Source organism: Luteibacter sp., from assembly GCF_051958795.1.
Classification (GTDB): domain Bacteria; phylum Pseudomonadota; class Gammaproteobacteria; order Xanthomonadales; family Rhodanobacteraceae; genus Luteibacter.
The window spans coordinates 1-19,338 of the sequence record NZ_JBQCFT010000101.1 but is presented as its reverse complement, the minus strand read 5'-3'; the positions used below and the strand labels follow the sequence as shown (position 1 = coordinate 19,338).

At 68.4% G+C, this 19,338-nt stretch carries 20 protein-coding genes and 1 pseudogene; 6 read left to right on the top strand and 15 right to left on the bottom strand.

Going from position 1 to position 19,338, the window contains the following annotated elements:
* Positions 1 to 133: 133 nt before the first annotated feature.
* On the bottom strand, positions 134 to 355 hold the full coding sequence (locus tag ACTHLF_RS05585) for a hypothetical protein (RefSeq protein ID WP_440325576.1): 222 nt from the start codon (positions 353 to 355) through the stop codon (positions 134 to 136).
* 290 nt (positions 356 to 645) lie between these two features.
* Here ACTHLF_RS05585 and ACTHLF_RS05580 point away from each other — a divergent pair, with 290 nt between their 5' ends.
* The 6 genes from ACTHLF_RS05580 (at position 646) to ACTHLF_RS05555 (ending at position 9,142) form a co-directional block, all read left to right on the top strand.
* Positions 646 to 2,409, top strand: coding sequence for an ABC transporter transmembrane domain-containing protein (locus ACTHLF_RS05580; protein WP_440325574.1), 1,764 nt, complete (start codon positions 646 to 648; stop codon positions 2,407 to 2,409).
* Positions 2,410 to 2,568: 159 nt separating this feature from the next.
* Complete coding sequence (locus ACTHLF_RS05575; RefSeq protein WP_440325573.1) at positions 2,569 to 3,588, top strand: ligase-associated DNA damage response exonuclease; 1,020 nt, start codon at positions 2,569 to 2,571, stop codon at positions 3,586 to 3,588.
* Positions 3,588 to 5,183 carry an ATP-dependent DNA ligase gene (locus ACTHLF_RS05570; protein ID WP_440325572.1) on the top strand — a complete coding sequence of 532 codons (1,596 nt, stop codon included), beginning with the start codon at positions 3,588 to 3,590 and terminating at the stop codon, positions 5,181 to 5,183. The genes ACTHLF_RS05575 and ACTHLF_RS05570 overlap by 1 nt, the downstream gene beginning before the upstream one ends.
* Positions 5,128 to 7,578 carry a ligase-associated DNA damage response DEXH box helicase gene (locus ACTHLF_RS05565; RefSeq protein ID WP_440325570.1) on the top strand — a complete coding sequence of 817 codons (2,451 nt, stop codon included), beginning with the start codon at positions 5,128 to 5,130 and terminating at the stop codon, positions 7,576 to 7,578. Before ACTHLF_RS05570 ends, ACTHLF_RS05565 begins: the two co-directional genes overlap by 56 nt.
* On the top strand, positions 7,575 to 8,234 hold the full coding sequence (gene pdeM / locus ACTHLF_RS05560) for a ligase-associated DNA damage response endonuclease PdeM (protein WP_440325568.1): 660 nt from the start codon (positions 7,575 to 7,577) through the stop codon (positions 8,232 to 8,234). Before ACTHLF_RS05565 ends, pdeM begins: the two co-directional genes overlap by 4 nt.
* Before the next feature lie 56 nt (positions 8,235 to 8,290).
* Positions 8,291 to 9,142, top strand: coding sequence for an energy transducer TonB (locus tag ACTHLF_RS05555; protein ID WP_440325566.1), 852 nt, complete (start codon positions 8,291 to 8,293; stop codon positions 9,140 to 9,142).
* On the opposite strand, the gene ACTHLF_RS05550 is transcribed toward ACTHLF_RS05555, so the two are convergent.
* The 14 genes and pseudogenes from ACTHLF_RS05550 to ACTHLF_RS05485 form a co-directional block, all read right to left on the bottom strand.
* Positions 9,139 to 9,615: a molybdopterin-dependent oxidoreductase gene (locus ACTHLF_RS05550; RefSeq protein WP_440325565.1), complete on the bottom strand. Its 477-nt coding sequence runs from the start codon at positions 9,613 to 9,615 to the stop codon at positions 9,139 to 9,141. The two genes, ACTHLF_RS05555 and ACTHLF_RS05550, sit on opposite strands and share 4 nt — an antisense overlap.
* Before the next feature lie 82 nt (positions 9,616 to 9,697).
* Positions 9,698 to 10,417, bottom strand: coding sequence for a copper homeostasis protein CutC (locus ACTHLF_RS05545; RefSeq protein WP_440325563.1), 720 nt, complete (start codon positions 10,415 to 10,417; stop codon positions 9,698 to 9,700).
* A 2-nt stretch (positions 10,418 to 10,419) separates the two neighbouring features.
* Entirely contained in the window at positions 10,420 to 11,448 is a 1,029-nt protein-coding gene (locus ACTHLF_RS05540) for a N(4)-(beta-N-acetylglucosaminyl)-L-asparaginase (RefSeq protein ID WP_440325562.1), read from the bottom strand.
* Positions 11,375 to 11,680, bottom strand: coding sequence for a hypothetical protein (locus tag ACTHLF_RS05535; RefSeq protein WP_440325560.1), 306 nt, complete (start codon positions 11,678 to 11,680; stop codon positions 11,375 to 11,377). Before ACTHLF_RS05535 ends, ACTHLF_RS05540 begins: the two co-directional genes overlap by 74 nt.
* On the bottom strand, positions 11,677 to 12,177 hold the full coding sequence (locus tag ACTHLF_RS05530; RefSeq protein WP_440325559.1) for a hypothetical protein: 501 nt from the start codon (positions 12,175 to 12,177) through the stop codon (positions 11,677 to 11,679). Before ACTHLF_RS05530 ends, ACTHLF_RS05535 begins: the two co-directional genes overlap by 4 nt.
* Entirely contained in the window at positions 12,174 to 12,569 is a 396-nt protein-coding gene (locus ACTHLF_RS05525; protein WP_440325558.1) for a type IV pilus modification PilV family protein, read from the bottom strand. The genes ACTHLF_RS05530 and ACTHLF_RS05525 overlap by 4 nt, the downstream gene beginning before the upstream one ends.
* A 125-nt stretch (positions 12,570 to 12,694) precedes the next feature.
* Complete coding sequence (locus ACTHLF_RS05520; RefSeq protein ID WP_036117760.1) at positions 12,695 to 12,901, bottom strand: cold-shock protein; 207 nt, start codon at positions 12,899 to 12,901, stop codon at positions 12,695 to 12,697.
* A gap of 254 nt (positions 12,902 to 13,155) precedes the next feature.
* Entirely contained in the window at positions 13,156 to 13,899 is a 744-nt protein-coding gene (locus ACTHLF_RS05515) for an S-methyl-5'-thioinosine phosphorylase (RefSeq protein ID WP_440325555.1), read from the bottom strand.
* Positions 13,900 to 13,902: 3 nt separating this feature from the next.
* On the bottom strand, positions 13,903 to 14,448 hold the full coding sequence (locus ACTHLF_RS05510) for a hypoxanthine-guanine phosphoribosyltransferase (protein ID WP_440325554.1): 546 nt from the start codon (positions 14,446 to 14,448) through the stop codon (positions 13,903 to 13,905).
* A 7-nt stretch (positions 14,449 to 14,455) separates the two neighbouring features.
* Positions 14,456 to 15,457 carry a beta-N-acetylhexosaminidase gene (gene nagZ / locus ACTHLF_RS05505; protein ID WP_440325552.1) on the bottom strand — a complete coding sequence of 334 codons (1,002 nt, stop codon included), beginning with the start codon at positions 15,455 to 15,457 and terminating at the stop codon, positions 14,456 to 14,458.
* The gene (locus ACTHLF_RS05500; protein WP_440325551.1) at positions 15,457 to 15,975 is read right to left on the bottom strand and encodes a CYTH domain-containing protein; all 519 of its coding nucleotides are present in this window, start codon (positions 15,973 to 15,975) and stop codon (positions 15,457 to 15,459) included. Before ACTHLF_RS05500 ends, nagZ begins: the two co-directional genes overlap by 1 nt.
* A 13-nt stretch (positions 15,976 to 15,988) precedes the next feature.
* A complete protein-coding gene (gene rlmD / locus ACTHLF_RS05495; RefSeq protein ID WP_440325550.1) occupies positions 15,989 to 17,290 on the bottom strand; it encodes a 23S rRNA (uracil(1939)-C(5))-methyltransferase RlmD in 1,302 nt (433 codons plus the stop codon).
* A 97-nt stretch (positions 17,291 to 17,387) separates the two neighbouring features.
* Positions 17,388 to 17,996: a YdbL family protein gene (locus ACTHLF_RS05490; RefSeq protein WP_440325548.1), complete on the bottom strand. Its 609-nt coding sequence runs from the start codon at positions 17,994 to 17,996 to the stop codon at positions 17,388 to 17,390.
* A 93-nt stretch (positions 17,997 to 18,089) separates the two neighbouring features.
* A pseudogene (locus tag ACTHLF_RS05485) lies at positions 18,090 to 19,338 on the bottom strand (hypothetical protein); the annotation flags it as partial.

Sequence of the window (19,338 nt, the reverse complement as noted above, 5' to 3'; positions counted from 1 at the left end):
CCCCCCGGCGCCCGGCCAGCAGCCCCCTCCTCTCTCCGCCACCCCCCCCGGGGGGGGGGGGCGGTGGGTGGGGGGTGGTTGGCGCCACCCGCCCCGCGCGCCCCCCCCCCCCCCGCTCCCACAGAATCCGTGCTTAGCGGTTAACCCAATGGCATTGCTGCACAGTGTGGTAGTGGTGGTGATGGTCGTACACGCGGTGCGGCTTGCACACCTTGTGGCGCGTCACATGGTGCGGCGGCGGCCGGTGGTTGTCGGCGTTGGCGGCGAACGGCGTGAGGAACGCGGCACCCAGGATCAGCAGGCCGACGAAACGCGTGCGACGCTGGGGAGGGCGCGCGGCGATATGAGTAGTCATGAAGCGTTCTCCGTGTCGTGGTGGGCGACGACAACGTCGCCGTTCCGGAGACACGAGTCAATAGAATTTGCGACGCCGCAAGGCATGCGTTCATCAACATCCAGACGGCCTGAAAACTCGCAATTTCCTTCGGCATTTGCCGTATGTTTTCACCGCCATGGGGCAGTACGTCGCCACCCCGGTGTGGGACGCAATCCAGGGCACTCGCGAGCGACAAACGGGCGCCCTGGATTGAATACTGCACTCCCCGGCCCCATCCGTCTCGGAATGGTCTGGTGGCAGGAACGGGAATGAGCGGCGAACGCAGGGCGAAATCACGGAATATCGGCGCGCTGCGCAACCTCTGGCCGTTCATGCGGCCGCACAAGGGCCTGGTCGTGGGCTGGCTGGTGTTCCTGGCGCTCTCCTCGGGTGCCTCCCTTGCCCTGCCCCCGGCGATCCGCCACATCATCGATCGCGGCTTCCTGGCGTCGAACGTGGCCACCATCAACGGCACCTTCCTGGCCCTGTTCGGGGTCGCGGTGGTGCTCGCCGTCGCCACCGCCGGCCGCTACTACTGCATCGCGCTGCTCGGCGAGCGTTCGCTGGCGTCGCTGCGTTCGGCCCTGTATCGCCATGTGATCGGCCTGGACGTCGGCTTCTACGAAAGCACCCGCGTCGGTGAGCTCACCTCGCGCCTCGGCACGGATACCGAGGTCGTGCAGACCCTCGTGGGTTCGGGCATTTCGGTGGCGCTGCGCAGTGCGGTGATGCTGATCGGTTCCGCGGTGGCCATGGCCTGGACCAGCCCGCATCTGGCCGGTCTCACGGCGCTCGTTATCCCGGCAGTGATGCTGCCGATCCTCATCTTCGGCCGTCGCGTGCAGAAGCTGTCGCGACACAGCCAGGACCGCATCGCCGATGCGGCCGCCATCGCCAACGAAACGCTCAATGCCGCGCAGGCCGTCAAGGCGTACAACCGCGAGCCGATCGAAAGCCGCCGTTACGCCGATGCCATCGCGCTCGCCCTCGCCACGGCCCGCCGCCGCATCGGCATGCGCTCGCTGCTGACTGCCGCGGTCATCGTGCTGATCTTCGGCGCGATCACGCTGGTGCTGTGGAGTGGCGCCCGTGACGTGATCGCCGGCACGCTCGAGCCCGGCGTGCTCAGTCAGTTCGTCCTGTATGCGATCTTCGCGGCCGGATCCGTGGCCGGTCTCTCCGAGGTCTGGGGCGATGTGCTGAGCGCCGCGGGCGCCATGGAGCGCATCGGCGAACTGTTCGCCGAGGAACCGGTCATCCGCACGCCGGAAGCGCCCGAACCGCTGCCGGTACCGGTGACGGGCTCGCTGCATTTCGACCATGTGGAATTTCGCTACCCGTCACGGCCGGATGTCGCCGCGCTATCGGATTTCACGCTGGATATCGCGCCGGGTGAAACCGTGGCCCTCGTCGGGCCCTCCGGTGCAGGCAAGAGCACGGTCTTCAGTCTGCTGCTGCGTTTCCACGATCCGAAATCGGGTGCCATCCGTTTCGACGGCGTGGACCTCAAGGCACTCGCCCTGCCCGACCTGCGCGGCTCGATCGCGCTGGTGCCGCAGGAGACGATCATCTTTGGCGGCAGTGCGGCGAACAACATCCGTTTCGGTCGCGAGGATGCCTCCGATGCGGAAGTCCGCGAAGCCGCCCGCCTCGCCGAGGCCGATGGCTTCCTCTCCGCGCTGCCCGAAGGCTACGACGCGGCGCTAGGCGAACGCGGCGTGCGCCTCTCCGGCGGGCAAAAGCAGCGCATCGCCATTGCCCGCGCGATCCTGCGCGATGCGCCCCTGCTGTTGCTCGATGAGGCGACCTCGGCGCTCGATGCGCAATCCGAAGCGGCGATCCAGCAGGCACTGGAGCGACTGGAGAAAGGCCGCACCACGCTGGTCATCGCCCACCGCCTGGCGACTGTGCAGCGCGCCGACCGGATCGTGGTGATGGAAGCCGGGCGGATCGTGGCGCAGGGCACGCATGAGCAGTTGCTGGCCGAGGGAGGCCTTTATGCGGAACTCGCCAGGCTGCAGTTCGTGGCCTGAGGCCACGAACCGTAGGAGCCCACCCTGTGGGCGACATCTTTCGCGAGAGCGCTCGGGGGGCCTGCGGCCTCGACTCGAACGGCGTCGCCCACAGGGTGGGCTCCTACAACAACCGCGCCCTTGCCACGCCCTTGACGCCCCGCCGCCTAGCGTCGGCGCATGGACAGCGACCTCCTGCTTCCCCGTCCGGAAGGCCTCTACTGCCCCGCGGGTGATTTCTTCATCGACCCGATGCTCCCCGTCGCCCGGGCGGTGGTGACGCACGCGCACGGCGACCATGCGCGCGCGGGCAGCGCGCTGTATCACGTGGCGAGCGCCGGCGCGTCGCTGATGCGCGAGCGGCTGGGTGCGACGGCGACGATCCGCGCCTATGACTATGGCGAGCGGTTCACCCTGGGCGAAACCGTGCTGAGCCTGCACCCATCCGGGCACGTGCTCGGCGCCGCGCAGGTACGCATCGAGGGCTGCGGCAAGGTCGCTGTGGTGTCGGGTGATTACAAGCGCGACCCCGACCCGACCTGCGTGCCCTTCGAGCCCGTGCCCTGCGATGTGTTCGTGACCGAATCCACCTTCGGCCTCCCGATCTATCGGTGGCCACCGATGAGCGACGTCATCGACGACCTCATGGCCTGGTGGGACGACTGCGCGCGCCGCGGTATCCCCGCCGTGCTGTTCTGCTACGCGCTCGGCAAGGCCCAGCGCATCCTCGCGGAGCTCGCCACGCGCACCGAGCGGACGGTGTACCTGCATGGCGCCATGGTCCGACTGGTCGAGGACTACCGCGAGGCTGGCGTGCGCATGGTGCCCACCGAAGCCGTGAGCGAGACCGCCAAGGGCCGGGACTTCGCCGGTGAACTCGTCCTCGCGCCACCTTCGGCGGCGGGTGCACCGTGGATGAAGCGGTTTTCCAAAGCTGCCACCGGTTTTGCGTCCGGCTGGATGCAGGTACGCGGTGCGCGGCGCCGGCGCGGCTACGATCGCGGCTTCATCGTCTCCGACCATGCGGACTGGCCCGGGCTGATCCGCAGCGTGGAAGACTGCGGCGCGAAGCGCATCTACGTGACCCACGGCGATGGTGAAGCGTTGATCCGCTACCTGCGCGAACGCGGTCACGATGCGCGGGCCTTACGTTCACTCGGCCAGATGCCCGACCTGCGCGCCAGCGAGGAAGGCGATTGATGCGCCGCTTCGCCGCCCTCTACGACGCGCTGGATCGCACGGCGTCCACCAGCGCCAAGCGCGAGGCCATGGCCGCCTACTTCGCCGAGGCACCGGCCGAGGACGCCGCGTGGGCCGTCTACGTACTGGGCGGCGGCAAGCTAAAGCGCACGGCCTCATCGACGGAACTCCGTTCCGCACTCGCCGCGGAGACCGGCTACGCCGACTGGCTGATCGACGACAGCTATGCCCACGTCGGCGACCTAGCCGAAACCATCGCACTCATGCTTCCACGCCAGGTAGCTGAAGGCACCGACACGACCCTGCACGTGTGGATGGAAGCCCGCCTCCCCTCCCTGTCGCGGCTGGAGCCGGCCGAGCGGATGGACACGCTGCGTGAGTGGTGGCGCGAGCTCCCGGCTGACCAGGTCTTCCTCGTCAACAAGCTGCTCACCGGCTCGCTCCGCGTCGGCGTGTCGCACCGCCTCGTCGTGCAGGCCATCGCGCAATGGACGACGCTACCCACCGACCTCATCGCCCACCGCCTGAGCGGCACGTGGAAACCTTCCGCTGAGGCGTTTCGCGATCTGGCGGGCCCTGAACGCGCCGACGAACACGCAGGCGAGCGGCCCTACCCGTTTTTCCTGGCTTCGCCACTCGAACACGCGATCGAGACGCTCGGCCCCGTCACCGACTGGATCGCCGAGTGGAAGTGGGATGGCATCCGTGCGCAGCTGATGCGACGCGCCGACAGTGCCATCTTGTGGTCACGCGGCGAGGAGCGCCTCGACGGACGCTTCCCCGAACTGGAAAGCGCGGCGCAATCCTTGCCCGACGGCTGCGTGATCGACGGTGAGATCCTCGCGTGGGCGATGGATGAAGCACACCCGCTGCTGTTCGCGTCGCTGCAGAAGCGCATCGGCAAGCTGAAACCCGGGCCGAAGTTGCTGGCGGAAACACCCGTGCGGCTGATGGCGTACGACCTGCTCGAGTTCGACGGCCAGGACCTGCGCGAGGTACCGCTGAAAGCGCGCCGCGAACAACTGGCCACGCTGCTCGACGGGCTTGGCCCCACCTTCATGCTTTCGCCCACCGTGCCCGCGTCGAGCTGGGATGACCTCACCGCCCTTCGCGGCGAGTCCCGCGAGCGGCGCACCGAGGGCCTGATGCTCAAGCGGCTCGATTCGCCGTACCGCATCGGGCGCAAGCGTGGTGACTGGTGGAAGTGGAAGGTGGATCCGTACACGATCGACGCCGTGCTGCTCTATGCGCAGCCCGGCCATGGCCGGCGCTCCGGGCTTTTCACCGATTACACCTTCGGTGTGTGGGAAGGCGAAACGCTGGTGCCGGTCGCCAAGGCCTACTCCGGCCTGGATGACGCCGAGATCGGCCGCCTCGACCGCTGGATCCGGGCAAACACCATCGACCGCTTCGGCCCGGTGCGCTCCGTCACGCCAACCCATGTATTCGAACTCGCCTTCGAAGCCATCCAGGCTTCGGGCCGCCACAAGGCCGGCGTGGCGGTGCGTTTCCCGCGCATCCTCCGCTGGCGAACCGACCTTGCGATCAAAGATGCCGACCGCCTCGACGACCTCCGCCGCCTGGCGTCGGGCTGAAGCGCGCGTGGTGGCGTGGTTCACCGCGCAGGAGCGCCGGCCGGCGCCGTTCCAGCGCGCCGCATGGAAACACTGGGCAGAGGGCCGGCATGGCCTCGTGCATGCGCCCACGGGCACGGGCAAGACCCTCGCCGCCGCGGGCGGGCCGCTGATCGACGGCGTGCTTAACCCCGGCACGGGCCTGCGCCTGCTCTGGATCACGCCGTTGCGTTCGCTGGCGACGGATACGACCCAGCACCTCACCGCCGCGGTCGAGGCAATGCAACTGCCGTGGCGCGTCCTGCGCCGGACCGGTGACAGCGGCAGCGCCGAACGCGCGCGCCTGCGCCGCGGCGCCTGCGAGTTGCTGGTAACGACACCCGAAAGCCTCGCGCTGCTGCTCAGCTACCCCGATGCACGCGAACGCTTCGCATCACTCCGTGGGGTCGTCGTCGACGAGTGGCACGAGCTGGTCGGCAACAAGCGCGGCACCCTGCTCCAGCTCGGCCTCACCCGCCTGCGCCAGTGGCATCCGCAAGCTCGCATCTGGGGGCTCTCCGCGACGTTGGGCAACCTGGACGAAGCGATGCGTGCGCTCGCCGGTGATGGCGTGCTGGTTGGCGCCGCGTCGAAAAAGAAGACCATCATCGATACCGCGGTGCCTGAGGGTGGTGAGCGCTTTCCGTGGGCCGGCCACCTCGGCCTCACCCAGCTGCCGCGCGTGTTGAAGGCCGTGCTCGAGGCGCGCAGCAGCCTGGTCTTCGCCAACACGCGCTCGCAGGCGGAGCTTTGGCATGAAGCGCTCGCCTCCGTGTGGCCGGAAGCGCCGGAGACGCTGGCCCTGCACCATGGCTCGATCGATCCCAAGCTGCGTTTCGCGACCGAGGAGGGCTTGCGTGTAGGTGCTCTGCGCTGCGTGGTCGCCACCTCAAGCCTCGACCTCGGCGTGGACTTTTCCAGCGTCGAACGGGTGATCCAGGTCGGCAGCCCCAAGAGCGTGGCGCGCCTGCTCCAGCGCGCGGGGCGTAGCGGACACCGCCCCGGCCTGCCCTCGCGGATCCTGTGCGTGCCGACCCACCTGCTCGAGCTTGCCGAAGTCGACGCGGCGCGGCGTGCCCTCGACGAAGGTCACCTGGAACCGCGCCACCCCATGCGAGGTTGCCTGGACGTCCTGGCCCAGCACCTGATGACGATGGCGCTGGGCGGCGGCTTCACCGCCGACGAGGCGTATACCGAAGTGACCTCGTCACTGGCGTACGCCCAACTGCCGCGCGATCGGTTCGACGCCGTGCTCGCTTACCTGTGCACCGGCGGCACAGCGCTCGCAAGCTATCCTGAATACCACAAGCTCGTGCCTGCCGACGGTCGCTACGTGGTCGAAAGCGGACGCGTCGCGCGCATGCACCGGCTCTCGATCGGCACCATCACCTCGGACGGCACGCTGCAGGTGCGCTACATGAAAGGCGCCCGCCTCGGTACGGTCGAAGAAAGCTTCGTGTCCCGGCTGCGCCCGGGCGACCGCTTCCTCTTCGCCGGCCGCAACCTCGAGCTGGTGCGCGTGCGCGAGATGACCGCATACGTGCGCGCGGCGCCGAACCGCCGTGGTGGCGTGCCACGCTGGATGGGAGGCCGCATGCCGTTGTCGGGCGAACTCTCCGATGAGCTGCGCCGCGCCCTTGCCGAGCCGGATCCGCGCAGCCGCGAGATGCGGGCGCTTGCACCGCTGCTGGCTATCCAGGGCACGCAGTCGGCCGTGCCCGCGCTCGATGAGACCCTCTGCGAACGCACACGCACCCGCGAAGGCGATTACCTCTTCGTGTTCCCTTTCGCCGGCCGGCTCGCTCACGAAGGCCTGGCGGCCGTCCTTGCCTGGCGGCTCGCGCGCATCCAGCCGGGTGACTATGGTTATGCCGTGAACGATTACGGCCTGACGATCACCACGGCGCGCATGCCGGCGCTCGATGCCGAAACGATGCGCATGCTCCTGCACCCCGCGGGCCTGCGCAGGGACATCCGCGCGAGCGTGAACCTCTCCGAACTGGCCCGGCGCCAGTTTCGCGAGATCGCCCGCGTCGCCGGCCTGGTCTTCAACGGTTACCCGGCGCAGGCCAAGACCTTGCGGCAGTTGCAGGCATCGAGCGGCCTGCTCTTCGACGTACTGCGCCGCCACGATCCGGAACACCCGTTGCTATGGCAGGCCGAGCGCGAAGTGCTCGACCAGCAGCTCGATTTCACCCGGCTGCGCGCGTGCCTGCTGCGCATCGCGCGCTCGCGCCTGCTCTGGCGCGAGCCGAAGCGGCTTAGCCCGCTGGCTTTTCCGCTCTGGGTCGAGCGCCTGCGTGGCGGCATCGCCACCGATGACTGGAAATCACGCGTGGAACGCATGCTCGCGACGCTGGAGGCCGGTGCCGCATGAATACGCGTGACGTAGCGATCGCCGGCGAAACGCTGACGATGCATGTCGAGCGCGCCCTTTACTGGGCCGCACGCGGCACCCTGCTGGTCTCCGACGTGCACTTCGGCAAGGGCGCCGTATTCCGTCGCGCCGGCATCGCTGTGCCGAGCGGCGATACCGATGACGACCTGCGCCGGCTCGATGCACTCTTCGCCGCCTTTGCCCCCGAACGGCTGGTCATCCTCGGTGACCTCGTCCACGGCGCGGCGACCGCGCGCAGTGCGTGGGTGGACGACGTACGAGCGTGGCGTCAGCAACATGCTGCGATCGACGTGGTGCTTATCGCAGGTAATCACGACCGCCACTTCGACGTCGCATCGCTCGGCATCACGGTGCAACCGGACCGGCTCGCGATGCCGCCGTTCGTGCTGTCGCATCACCCGCATGCGCACGCGGAGGGCTACGTGCTCGCGGGCCATGTGCATCCTGGCGCGGTGGTTCGCGACGGATGGCGCAAACACCGGCTTCCCGCCTTCGTCTTCGATCGCGACGTCGGGATGCTGCCCGCGTTCGGGACATTGACTGGCCTGCATGAGGTAATCGCCTTGCAAGGGCGGCAGATATTCGCCGTCACGCCTGCAGGTGTAATTCCCACGCGTGGTGCAACAACGCGATAACGTCGCGATGGCATACTTGCAACCACAACAACACCACCAGGCAGGGAGTGGCACGGATGAAGAAGCAGTGGGTGATGGGACTGGCCGCGTTCGCAATGACGGGGCTGGCGTTGGCGGCAGGGCCGGGGGCGGCACGCAAGCGCGCGGAAGCGAGCATGCTGGTCACGGGGGATATCACGGTGGCACCGGATGGCAGTGTCAGTGGTTACACGCTCGACCGGCAGGACAAGATTCCGACGGAAGTGGTAGGCCTCATCGCACGTGCGACCCCCCGGTGGCACTTCGAGCCTGTGACGCTGGATGGCCACCCTGTAGCCGCCAGGGCGCACATGAGCATCCGGCTGCTGGCGCAACGTGAATCACCCGACAGCCAGAACTATGTCATGCACATCGCAGGCGCGAACTTCGGCGAGGACGGTGCGGGTGGCGAAACCATGACTTACGCGACACGCGCCAAGCCGGAGTACCCACCGAACGCCGTAGCTGCCCGCGTGCAGGGCACGGTGTACCTCGCGGTTCGCGTGGGCCGCGATGGCACGGTGAGCGACGGGGCGGTCGAACAGGTCAACCTTGGGGTCGTCGGGACCGATTCGCAGATGAAGGTATGGCGCAACGTGCTGGCGAACTCCTCCATGCGCGTGGCCAAAAGCTGGACCTTTACCCTGCCGACCATGGGAGCGCATGTAAACGACCCTGCTTACATCGCCCGGGTACCGATCACCTACCAGCTCGATCACGGCTTTGCCCACGACGACCGCTATGGCCAGTGGGATGTCTACGTGCCGGGCCCGAAGGAAGAGATTTCCTGGATGAAGGATGCCGGTGGGAGTGCCGACGCCCTGCCCGACGATGGCCTTTACCTCGTCAATACCGGCCTGAAGCTGACCACCCCGCTGGATAACGGCTAAGGCTTCGACTTGCGCTCGGCGGTCGAGGCTTCCACCAGCTCGATCGCCGTGACGCTGTGGATCCAGCGTGCCGGCCGCGCGTCATCCGGCACGACCAGGCGATACGGGCCATCCTTCGCATCAAGCGGCTTGCCCTCGTGCTGGTCGACCAGCACGACCTTGCGGCCACCGAAGTCCGGGTCGAGTTCCGCCAGGCTGAAGATCACCTGGTAGCCGTCCGATGCCGTGACCCGCACGAAGTCCGTCAGGGCCTTGCCGCGCAGATCCTTACCGACCGGTGCGCCCTGCGCACGCAGGACATCGAGCAGGTTCACCCCTTGCCAGGCGCTGGGCGCGGCGCCATGCGCGCCGGCCTTCACCTCGACGCGCGACAACGCGCGCGTATCCAGTGCCATGGCTGCCTTGCCAGGCGCGCTGTACTGCACGGCCTCCGCAGCGCAAGCGCTGCCTCCAAAGAAAAGCCCCGCGACCATTAACGATCCGATCCAGCGCATCACGTCACCCCCTCGCTACCGTTAGGGGAGCATCGCGCGCAAGCGCGCTCCCACAAGATCATCAGGAAAGCCCAGCCACCAACGCCCGCACCGTCTCCACATCCGAACGCGTCTCCCCCGCCCCCATGCCCAGCGGATCGGCAGGCTTGCGCCGCATGGCCGACGGCAGGCGGCGCTTGGCCGATGCGTGGAATTCGGCCGCCCCCGTCACCTTGCGCAGGTCGGCGATGTTGCCCGGCTCGATGCCTGCGCCCGGCATCACGACGATACGCCCCGCAGCCTGCGATACCAGCCGACCGAGGCGTCCGGCGCCAGCGACCGCACTGGCCATGCCACCGGACGTGAGCACGCGCTCGAAGCCCAGGTCGATCAGCGTCTCGAGCGTGTCGCCCTGGTCGGGCACGAGGTCGAACGCGCGATGGAAGGTGATGCCCATGCCTTGCGCAGCATCGAGGAAGCGCAGGCATGCGTCGGTGTCCACTTCGCCTTCGGGGGTGAGCGCACCCACCACCACGCCATCGCAACCGAGTTCCCGGCAATGCATGATGTCGTCGAGCATGGCCTCGATCTCGTGATCCTCGTACACGAAATCCCCGGCGCGCGGACGGATCAAGACGTACAACGGGATCTCGAGACCCTCGCGCGCCAGCACCAGCGTCCCGTGCGAGGGCGTGACCCCGCCCTCGTCCAGGCTGGCGCACAGCTCCACGCGGCCCGCGCCGCCTTCCTGCGCCGCGAAGGCAGAGGCGGCGGAATTCGCGGCGACTTCGAGCAGCGCCATAGTCAGTACGTGCTCTTGCCGGGGATCAGCGTGTCCTGCTTGTTCGCATCGCACACGGCGTACGAGAAGCCCTTCTGGATCGCCCACGCGCCGACATTGCCCTTCTTGTCCATCGCGAGGAAGCCGACCTGGAGATCCTTCGCGTCCGGCTTGCGGCGCAGGATGCGCTCGACCGCTTCACGGCAGGCATCTTCCGGCGAGCGGCCCTGGCGCATCAGTTCCACCACCAGGAAGCTGCCGACGTTACGGATCACTTCCTCGCCCACGCCGGTCGAGGTCGCACCGCCGACTTCGTTATCGACATACAGGCCCGCGCCGATGATCGGGCTGTCGCCCACGCGGCCGTGCAGCTTCCACGCCATGCCGCTGGTCGTGCACGCGCCGGAAAGGTTGCCCTTCGCATCGATCGCGAGCATGCCGATGGTGTCGTGGTTCGAGGCATCGCCGGGCGTGCCGCCCGGTCCCGCGTTATAGGTCTTCACTTCGCTGTTGGCCTGCGGCTTGTACTTCGCCGTCTTCAGCCAGGCCTGCCAGGCCTCGCGGCTTTCCGGGGTCAGGAGTTCCTCGCGCGGGAAGCCCTGCTCCAGCGCGAACTGCAACGCGCCATCGCCGACGAGCAGCACGTGCGGCGTGCGCTCCATCACGCGGCGCGCCACCGAGATCGGGTGCGCGATGTGTTCGATGGCCGCGACGGCGCCGCAGTTGCCATGCTCATCCATGATGCTGGCATCGAGCGTGACCTTGCCATCGCGGTCGGGATAACCGGCACGGCCGACGCTGTGGTTCTTCATGTCGGCTTCCGGTACGCGGACGCCCTGTTCCACCGCATCGAGCGCGCGGCCGCCGTTCGCGAGTATCTTCCATGCCGCCTGGTTGGCGGGCACGCCGAAATCCCAGGTGGAGCACACGCGCGGGACCATGCCCGTGGCCGCCGTCGTAGGTGCCGCAGGCACCGACTTAGCCATGCCGCGCGCTGTCAACGCGACGCCGGACGCAATCGTCGCGCCCTGGAGAAAACGCCTGCGATCCATGGAACGCCTCGGAAGACGACGCGCGAGCCGCGCCATCACCGATGGTCGCACGGCCCATGCGGACCTGACCACCACGACCGTCGTCACGGATCGCGCGTTCGCGCTCGCGGCACCACGCGTCGGCGGCCTCGCGTTGCCGCGCGTGGGCGAAGCGCGCGGCCTGTGCGCCTACAAGCGCCATGACGCCGAGCATGGCGAGGACCAGGAGCAGCACGGCACCGCGCTCCTTCACGGGGCCATCCAGAGGCTGCGGGAGCGGGGTCTGCCATCGGCGAGCCAGAGGCGGAGCTCGAGCCGGCGCACCGCACCCTCGGGGCGCCGGATGATTTCCCCGCGGGTGATGCGATCGCCCTCCGCCGTGTCCGCGATGACCTGGAGCGCGGTCGCGGAAGCCAGCACGCGCTCGCAGTGCTCCCCCGAACACACCCTGAGGCCGCCCGACCCGATCGCCCACGCACGCTCCCGGGTCACCACGACGACACCATGGCTCTCGCCGACGTAGCGCGAGCAACGGCTCGCCTGGCACACCGACCACCGTGGGTCGGCCTGCACATCGGCGAGCATCGCCTCCAGCGCATCGGCTGGCCGGCTGGCCGCCTGGGCTGACGCGAGGTGGTGTCGAACGCCACGCGCGACCGCCGCCGCACCCGTGAGCACGGCGGCCGACACCACCGCCGCGATCGCCAGGCCCATGGCCAGTTCGATGAGTGTCGTGCCCCGGGCCCTCATGGCCCGACGCCCCAGTCCAGCGCACCTCCCGGCCAGCGGATGCGAATAACGCAGGCGTTGTCTTCGCAGGCCACGCCGCCGTGCGCTCCGGGGCCCAGCGCCCCGGCCAGCCCGGCCTGGAACACCGCAAGGTCCGCGGAGGCGACCTGACCGGGCGCGCAGCCGACGCGGCACGCTGGTGGTGCCGGATTCGCGTAGTGATAGTCGCCAGCGCGCACGCCGGCGGGATTGGCGCGCAGCCGCGCCTCCATGTCGGCCGCCAGCGTGAGCGCGCGGACCCGCGCGCCGGCTTGCGTTGAACGGAACGAGGACTGCGCCACCCAGGTGGCGGTCGCGGAGGCACCGATGGCGAACACCGCCGCGGCGGTGAGTGATTCGATGAGCGTAGTCATGCGCGCAGCGTGCCCGTGCCGCCGTGCCATGGCAGCCGGCCGGACTACCCGCGCGATGTAGGCGCCGCCCACGAAAAAAAACCCCGCGACGAGCGCGGGGTTTTTCGGTGGCTTAGCGCTATCGATCAGGCAGCGATTTCGACGCCCGACGCCTGGGCACCCTTCGGGCCAGTCGTCACTTCGAACTTCACGCGCTGACCTTCCTGCAGGCTACGGAAGCCCTTGGAGTTGATCGCAGAAAAGTGGACGAACACGTCCTCCCCACCGTCCTCGGGCGCGATGAAACCGAAACCCTTGGCGTCGTTGAACCACTTGACCGTACCGAAACGCATTTGCGGAAACCTCTGGACATGGACTGGAAGCACCCGGATGGCGAGGCTTCCCCTAGATCCCCTGGCCTGCCCCCGCGGCGCGTGCGAAGTATCATCATGTTTTAGACCAAAGCGCAACTGGGACTCTTTCCCATATGCCCCGGCATGGACCGTAGGAGCCCACCCTGTGGGCGACGTCGTTCGCGAAAGAGCCACGGGCCTGCCGCATTCCCGCGAAAGCTGTCGCCCACAGGGTGGGCTCCTACGCGCGGCCCTCAGGCTTCGAGCATGCGGCCCAGGATCGGCGCCACGTTGGCCGTGGCCGCGGCGAGGTGGGCGAAGATTTCCTCGATGCTGATCTCGGCTTCGTCGCCGGCGCCGGCGGCGAAGTTGGCGACCAGGGCGAGGCAGGCGAACTCCAGGTCCAGCTCGCGGGCCAGCGCGGCCTCCGGCATGCCGGTCATGCCGACCAGGTCGCAGCCATCCCGCTTCATCCGGGCGATCTCCGCGCGGGTTTCCAGGCGCGGACCCTGGGTGACGCCGTGCACGCCGCCGTCAATGATGGCGAGGCCTTCGGCGCGGGCCGCGGCCAGGATCGCCTGGCGCAGGCTCTCGGTGTATGGCTCGCTGAAATCGATGTGGCGGACTTCGGCGCCTTCCACGTCGTTGAAGCTCGTGTAGCGGCCGTGGGTGTAGTCGATGATCTGGTCGGGCACCACCAGCGCACGCGGACCCATGTCGTCACGGATGCCGCCCACGGCGTTGACGGCGACGACCTTGCGGGCGCCCAGCGAATGGAGGGCCCAGAGGTTGGCGCGGTAGTTCACCCGGTGCGGCGGCACGGTGTGGCTCTCGCCATGGCGGGCCAGGAAGGCCAGGCGCCGGCCCTTGAAGTCGCCGACGACGATGTCGCCGGACGCCGGACCGAACGGCGTTTCCACCGCATGGCGCTGCGGATTCGCCAGGCCTTCGAAAGCGTAGAGGCCGCTGCCGCCGATGACGGCCAGATCGATGCTCACGGGTCAATCCTTCAGTGCGTAGATGGCCGGCAGGTTGCGGGCCTGTTCGTTGTAGTCCATGCCGTAACCGAACACGTAGCGGTCAGGCAGGTCCACGCCGTTGAAGTCGGCCTCGATGCCTTCGGCGCGGCGGCCGTGCAGCTTGGTGCAGAGCACGGCGAGCAGGACGCGCTTCGCCCCCATCTTGACGCACGCATCGCGCACGGCCTTGAGGGTGTGGCCTTCATCGAGGATGTCATCGACCAGCAACACCGTGCGGCCGGCCAGCGGCACGTGCGGTTCGCGCAGCCAGTGCAGGTCGCTGCCGGTCTGCGCGCCGCGATAGCGCGTGGCGTGCACGTAATCGAACTCGAGGTCGGTCCGGATCGCCAGCGAGAGCTGCCCGGCGAAGATCAGCGCGCCGTGCATGACGGTCAGGAAGACCGGGCGTTCGCCGGCCAGGGCGGCGTCGATCTCGCGACCCATGCGCGCAATCTCGGTATCGAGCTGGTCGCGGGTGAAGAGGACATCCGAGTTTTGGAGCGCTTGCTCAAGCGAGGCGGCGGTCATGGGCGGATCAGGACTCCAGGGCGGTGACGCGCGCGATGAAGCGGTCGCGTTGGGGATTGTCGACGAGGCCCTCCCACGTCGAGCCGATCGCACCGCGCAGGGGTGCGAGGCGCTCGGGCGGCGACAGCCGGCGGCCCTTGACCGCGGCGATCGCTTCGGGGACCACATCGGGGAAACAGGCCAGCACGAGGTCGCAGCCGGCATCGAGGTTGGCGTGCGCGCGTGCGGCGATGCCGCCGGCGCTTGCGGCGGCCGCCATGCTGATGTCATCGCCGAAAACACAGCCGCGGAAACCCAGCTCGCCACGCAGGATCTCTTCGATCCACACGTGCGAGTAACCGGCCGGCTGGTCGTCGACCGAGGTGTATTTCACATGCGCGGCCATGACCGCCTCGGCGCGGGCTTCGATGCCGGCCACGAACGGCAGGAGGTCCGTGCGCAGGATCTCATCCTTGCTACGGGTATCCACCGCGACGGATTCGTGGGTGTCTTCGGCCACGGAACCATGCCCGGGGAAATGCTTGAGCACGGCGGCCATGCCACCGAGGTGCATGCCGCGCACGTAGGCCTGGGTGAGCTCGGCGGCGATGACCGGGTCGGCGTGGAAGGCGCGGTCGCCGATGGCCTTGCTGCCGCGGTCGAGGTCGGCCACCGGGGCGAAGCTGAAATCCACGCCGATGGCGCGCATTTCGCTGGCCATGATCCAGGCGTGCTCCTCGGCACGGTCCACGGCCTCGCCGGGGTCGGTGTCGTAGAGCTTGCCGATGGCGCGCAACGGCGGCAGCCGGGTGAAACCCTCGCGGAACCGCTGCACGCGGCCGCCCTCCTGGTCGACGCAGACCAGCAGGTCGTCGCCCGCCACCTCGCGCGCCGCATCGATCAGCGCGGTGACCTGCTCGCGCGATTCGAAGTTACGACCGAACAGGATGATGCCCGCCACGCCGTGCGCGGTGAGCAGCGCGTGCTCGTGCGGCTTGAGCTCCTTGCCTTCGAGACCGATCAGCAGCATCAGGCGTTCTCCTTCCCTTCGCGCTCGGCCGGCGTCCAGGTGTTGAACGGCCGGTCGATCAGGTTGACGTTGTAGTAGCGGACCTGGTCGCTGACTTCAGCGCCCAGCCACGCGGGCGTGGGGTAAGCCGCATCCGCCGCCTCGAGTTCGATCTCGGCCACCACCAGGCCCTGGTTGGCGCCGCCGAACTCATCGATCTCGAAGTGTGCCCCATCGAGCATGACATGGTGGCGAACCTTCTCGAGGACGCCGTCGGCCAGGGTGTCCAGCATGTGCCGGGCCTCATCCAGCGGGATCGGGTACTCGTACTCCTGGCGCTCGATCCCGAGGGTGGCCGATTTGATGTTCAGCCAGGCCTTCTCCCCCGAGATGCGCACGCGCACCGAGGATTTCGCGTGCCCGGCGGCGATCGAGGCCATCGCGACGAGGTACCCCTGCGCGATGGGTTCGCTGCGCTCGACCAGGGCACGCCAGCCCTCGCCGGCGAGCAGGAACTTGCGTTCGATTTCGACGCCCATGCGTTCTTCCCGGTCAGCCGCGCTCGAACAGCGCGATGGATTCGACGTGCGCGGTGTGCGGGAACATATCCATCACCCCCGCCGAGACCAGCCGGAAGCCGTGCTTCTCGACCAGGATGCCGGCGTCGCGGGCCAGTGAGCCCGGGTGGCACGAGACGTACACGATGCGGTTGGTGCCCTTGCGCGGCAGGTACTCCAGCACCTTGTCGGCGCCCGCGCGCGGCGGGTCGAGCAGGATCTTGTCCCACGCCTGCTTCGCCCAGGGTTCGTTGCGCTGGTCCTCGAACAGGTTGGCGACGCGGAAGCTCGCGTTGGCCAGGCCGTTGAGGGCGGCGTTTTCGGCCGCGCGCTGGACCAGGCCGTGTTCGCCTTCCACGCCAACGACCTCCGCGGCATGCCGCGCGATCGGCAGGGTGAAGTTGCCGAGGCCGCAGAACAGGTCGAGCACCTTGTCGCCCGGCTGCAGGTCGAGCAGCTCCAGCGTGCGCGCCAGCATCTTCTGGTTCATGCCGGCGTTGACCTGGACGAAATCCAGCGGCAGGAAATCGAGCGTGACGTTATCGGCCGCGATGGCGAACGACAGGCGCGGCGATTCCGGCCACAGGGGCGCGACGGTGCTGTGGTTGCCGGGCTGCAGGTAGATCGCGAAACCGTGTTCCTGCGCGAAGGCGGTGAGCTTCACGCGATCGCCCTCGGTCAGCGGCGACAGGTGGCGGAAGACGAGCGCGACGGTGTCATCGCCGGCGGCGAACTCGATCTGCGGGATGTCGCGGGCGGTATCCAGGCCCTGGATCAGGGTCGCCAGGAGGCCGACCTTCGGGCCGATCGCGGGGTGGATCACCTCGCAGACATCGATATCCGCCACGAACCGCGGGTTGGATTCCTCGCGGAAGCCGACCAGCACGCGGTCCTTCTTGTTGACGAAGCGGACCGAGAAGCGGCCCTTGCGGCGGTAGCTCCACGGCTGGTCGGTGAGCGGCGCCAGCCAGCTCTCCGGCGTGACCTTGCCGATGCGCTCGAAGTTCTCGGCGAGTACGCGCTGCTTCGCGGCGATCTGCGCCTCGGGCGCCATGTGCTGCAACGAGCAGCCACTGCACTGGCCGAAGTGGCGGCACTTCGGCTCGACGCGATCGGGTGATGCCTCGAGGATCGAGACCACCTCGGCATCGTCATAGTTGCGGTGGCGCTTGCGGTACTTCAGCAGCACGCGCTCGCCCGGCAGCGCGCCGGACACGAACGTGGCCTTGTTATCGATGCGGGCGACGCCCCGGCCGTCGTGGCTGAGGTCGGTGATGGTGGCTTCGAATTCGGTCATGCGCTCAAAAACTAAAAGCCCGGACGTTGGGTCCGGGCCGGGGCTGGGAGGCGCCGCGCGGATGAACAGCGCGGCGAGCGATCCTGGCGGAGAGGGCCTACTTGCGCTTCCAGGCGCCGGAGGCGTCCTGATAATACCAGCCCGAGGGTGCACGCTCGACCCAGCCGGCGGCGAAGGTCTTGCGGATCTGCGGCTCCCATTCCGGATGGCCGTTGGCCTTGGCGATCGCGGCGTAGAGCTGGTCGCGGTCGCTGTTCTCGTCACGGACGGTGTTACTGGCCTGGGAGCGCTGGTCGAGCGGGAGCGACCCCGCGTCACGCACGGCGACCAGGCCGTTGTTCGTGAAGCCCACGGCGCCCGAGTCCATCAGGCCCTTGAGCGGGCCGCCGAAGCGGGCTTTCATCCGCGCACGGATCGCGTCGGTTTCCGGCGAGCGCACCTGGATGTCGGGGCTTTCCGCGGCCATGGCTTTGGGGATGACCAGATCGAGCAGCGACGCCGAGGGCTGCTTGCCGGCCGCGGGCTTGGGTGGCGCCTTGCTGCCGTTGGCCGCCGGGGCGACGCCGCTTTCGTCGAGCACGTTGCCGATGAACTGGTCCGCGGCCTTCTGGGCTGCGGCCTCGGGGAAGTAGACGTTGATTGTGACACAGCCGACCAGCGCGACTGCTGCGGCGAAGATCATGGCAATCAGTGGTTTGCGCGACATTTTTTACGTCCTTTGGAGGTTTGCTGCGTCACCGCGTTGTTGGCTTATCGCGCGCGAGCGCGCTCCCACGGATGCTACTGGTCCCACAGGGTGTTACTGGATGGTCGGGCCGTCGCCTTTCGTGGCGGCTTGCAAGCGGCGGACCAGGGTGGGCCAGTCGACTTCGCGCTGGTGGCCGACCACGGTCAGGTGCGGCAGCCCGCTGCCTTCCACGATAGTGTAGCCATCCTTCGCAGCGCCCAATCCACCCATGCTGCAGACATCGCCCTTGAGCGTGCAACTGAGCCCGATGCGCCGGTAACCGAAGGTCTTGAACAGTTTCAGCACGGTACCCTGCAGCCCGCCAGCGATGCCGCCGCCACCGACCGAGGTGAGGTTGTTGACCGCCCGCTGGCTGATCCGGCCACCCTGGTCGGCAAGCAGGTTCGCCTTGAACGCCGAGGGTTGCCAGGCCACCAGGCGCAGGTCGTCGATGCTGCCGTGGAGCCGGCCGGTGATGCTGCCGAAATCGAACACCGAGGTCATCCGCGCCAGGTCGAGGTCGCGCAGCGCGATGTTGCCGGCCAGTACCGGCGCATCGCTGAACGGGCGCGACAGGGTCATGCCGGTGATGTCGACGAAGCCGTCGAACACGTTGAGCGAAAGGCCGCCGCCCAGTTCCACGCGGTCATCGATGTAACGCAGCGACGGAACCGCGCCGCCCAGCGTGCCACCGAACGCCGGCCAGCCGACCGCGCGGGAGAACGCGGCCATGTCGATCTGGGTGAGCGCGAGCGAGGTCTGCAGGCGCTCTCCGCTCGCCGCCGCGGGTTTCCATCCCAGCGAGAGGACGCGCAGGTCGCCATCGAGCACCGGGATGGCCATGGGCTTCTCTAGCGCGAGGGTGCCGCCCTTGCTGCGCCAGGTGCCCTCCGCCGCGCCGTTCGGGATCCGGTAGACCTGCAGGTTGCGCCAGCCAAGCTTCGTCGTGGGGCGGTCTTCGCTCGCGCTCCAGTCCAGCGAGCCACGCAAGCCATTCACGCCCAGCCGGCCATCCGCCATGGCGAGATCGAGCCCACCGGTCTGGAAGGCGAAGGCCGTGGGGCCATCGGGCCCGATCGCGGCGTGGCCAGCCACTTCGCCATTGGCCTGCAGGCCGGAGAGGCCCCAGGAGCGCACGAGGCCCTTCCCGTAACGCTCGTAAGCCGCAGGGAAACGCGCATTGAAGCGGTCGAAACGCAGCTGGGCCAGATTGCCCTTGGCATCGAAGCCGAGCTCGCCTTCGAGCTGCAGGGCATCCGGATCGGTCAGGCGAAGGCGGCGTACGCCGAGCGTGCCCTTCTGCGAGCGTGCGGAAAGCGAT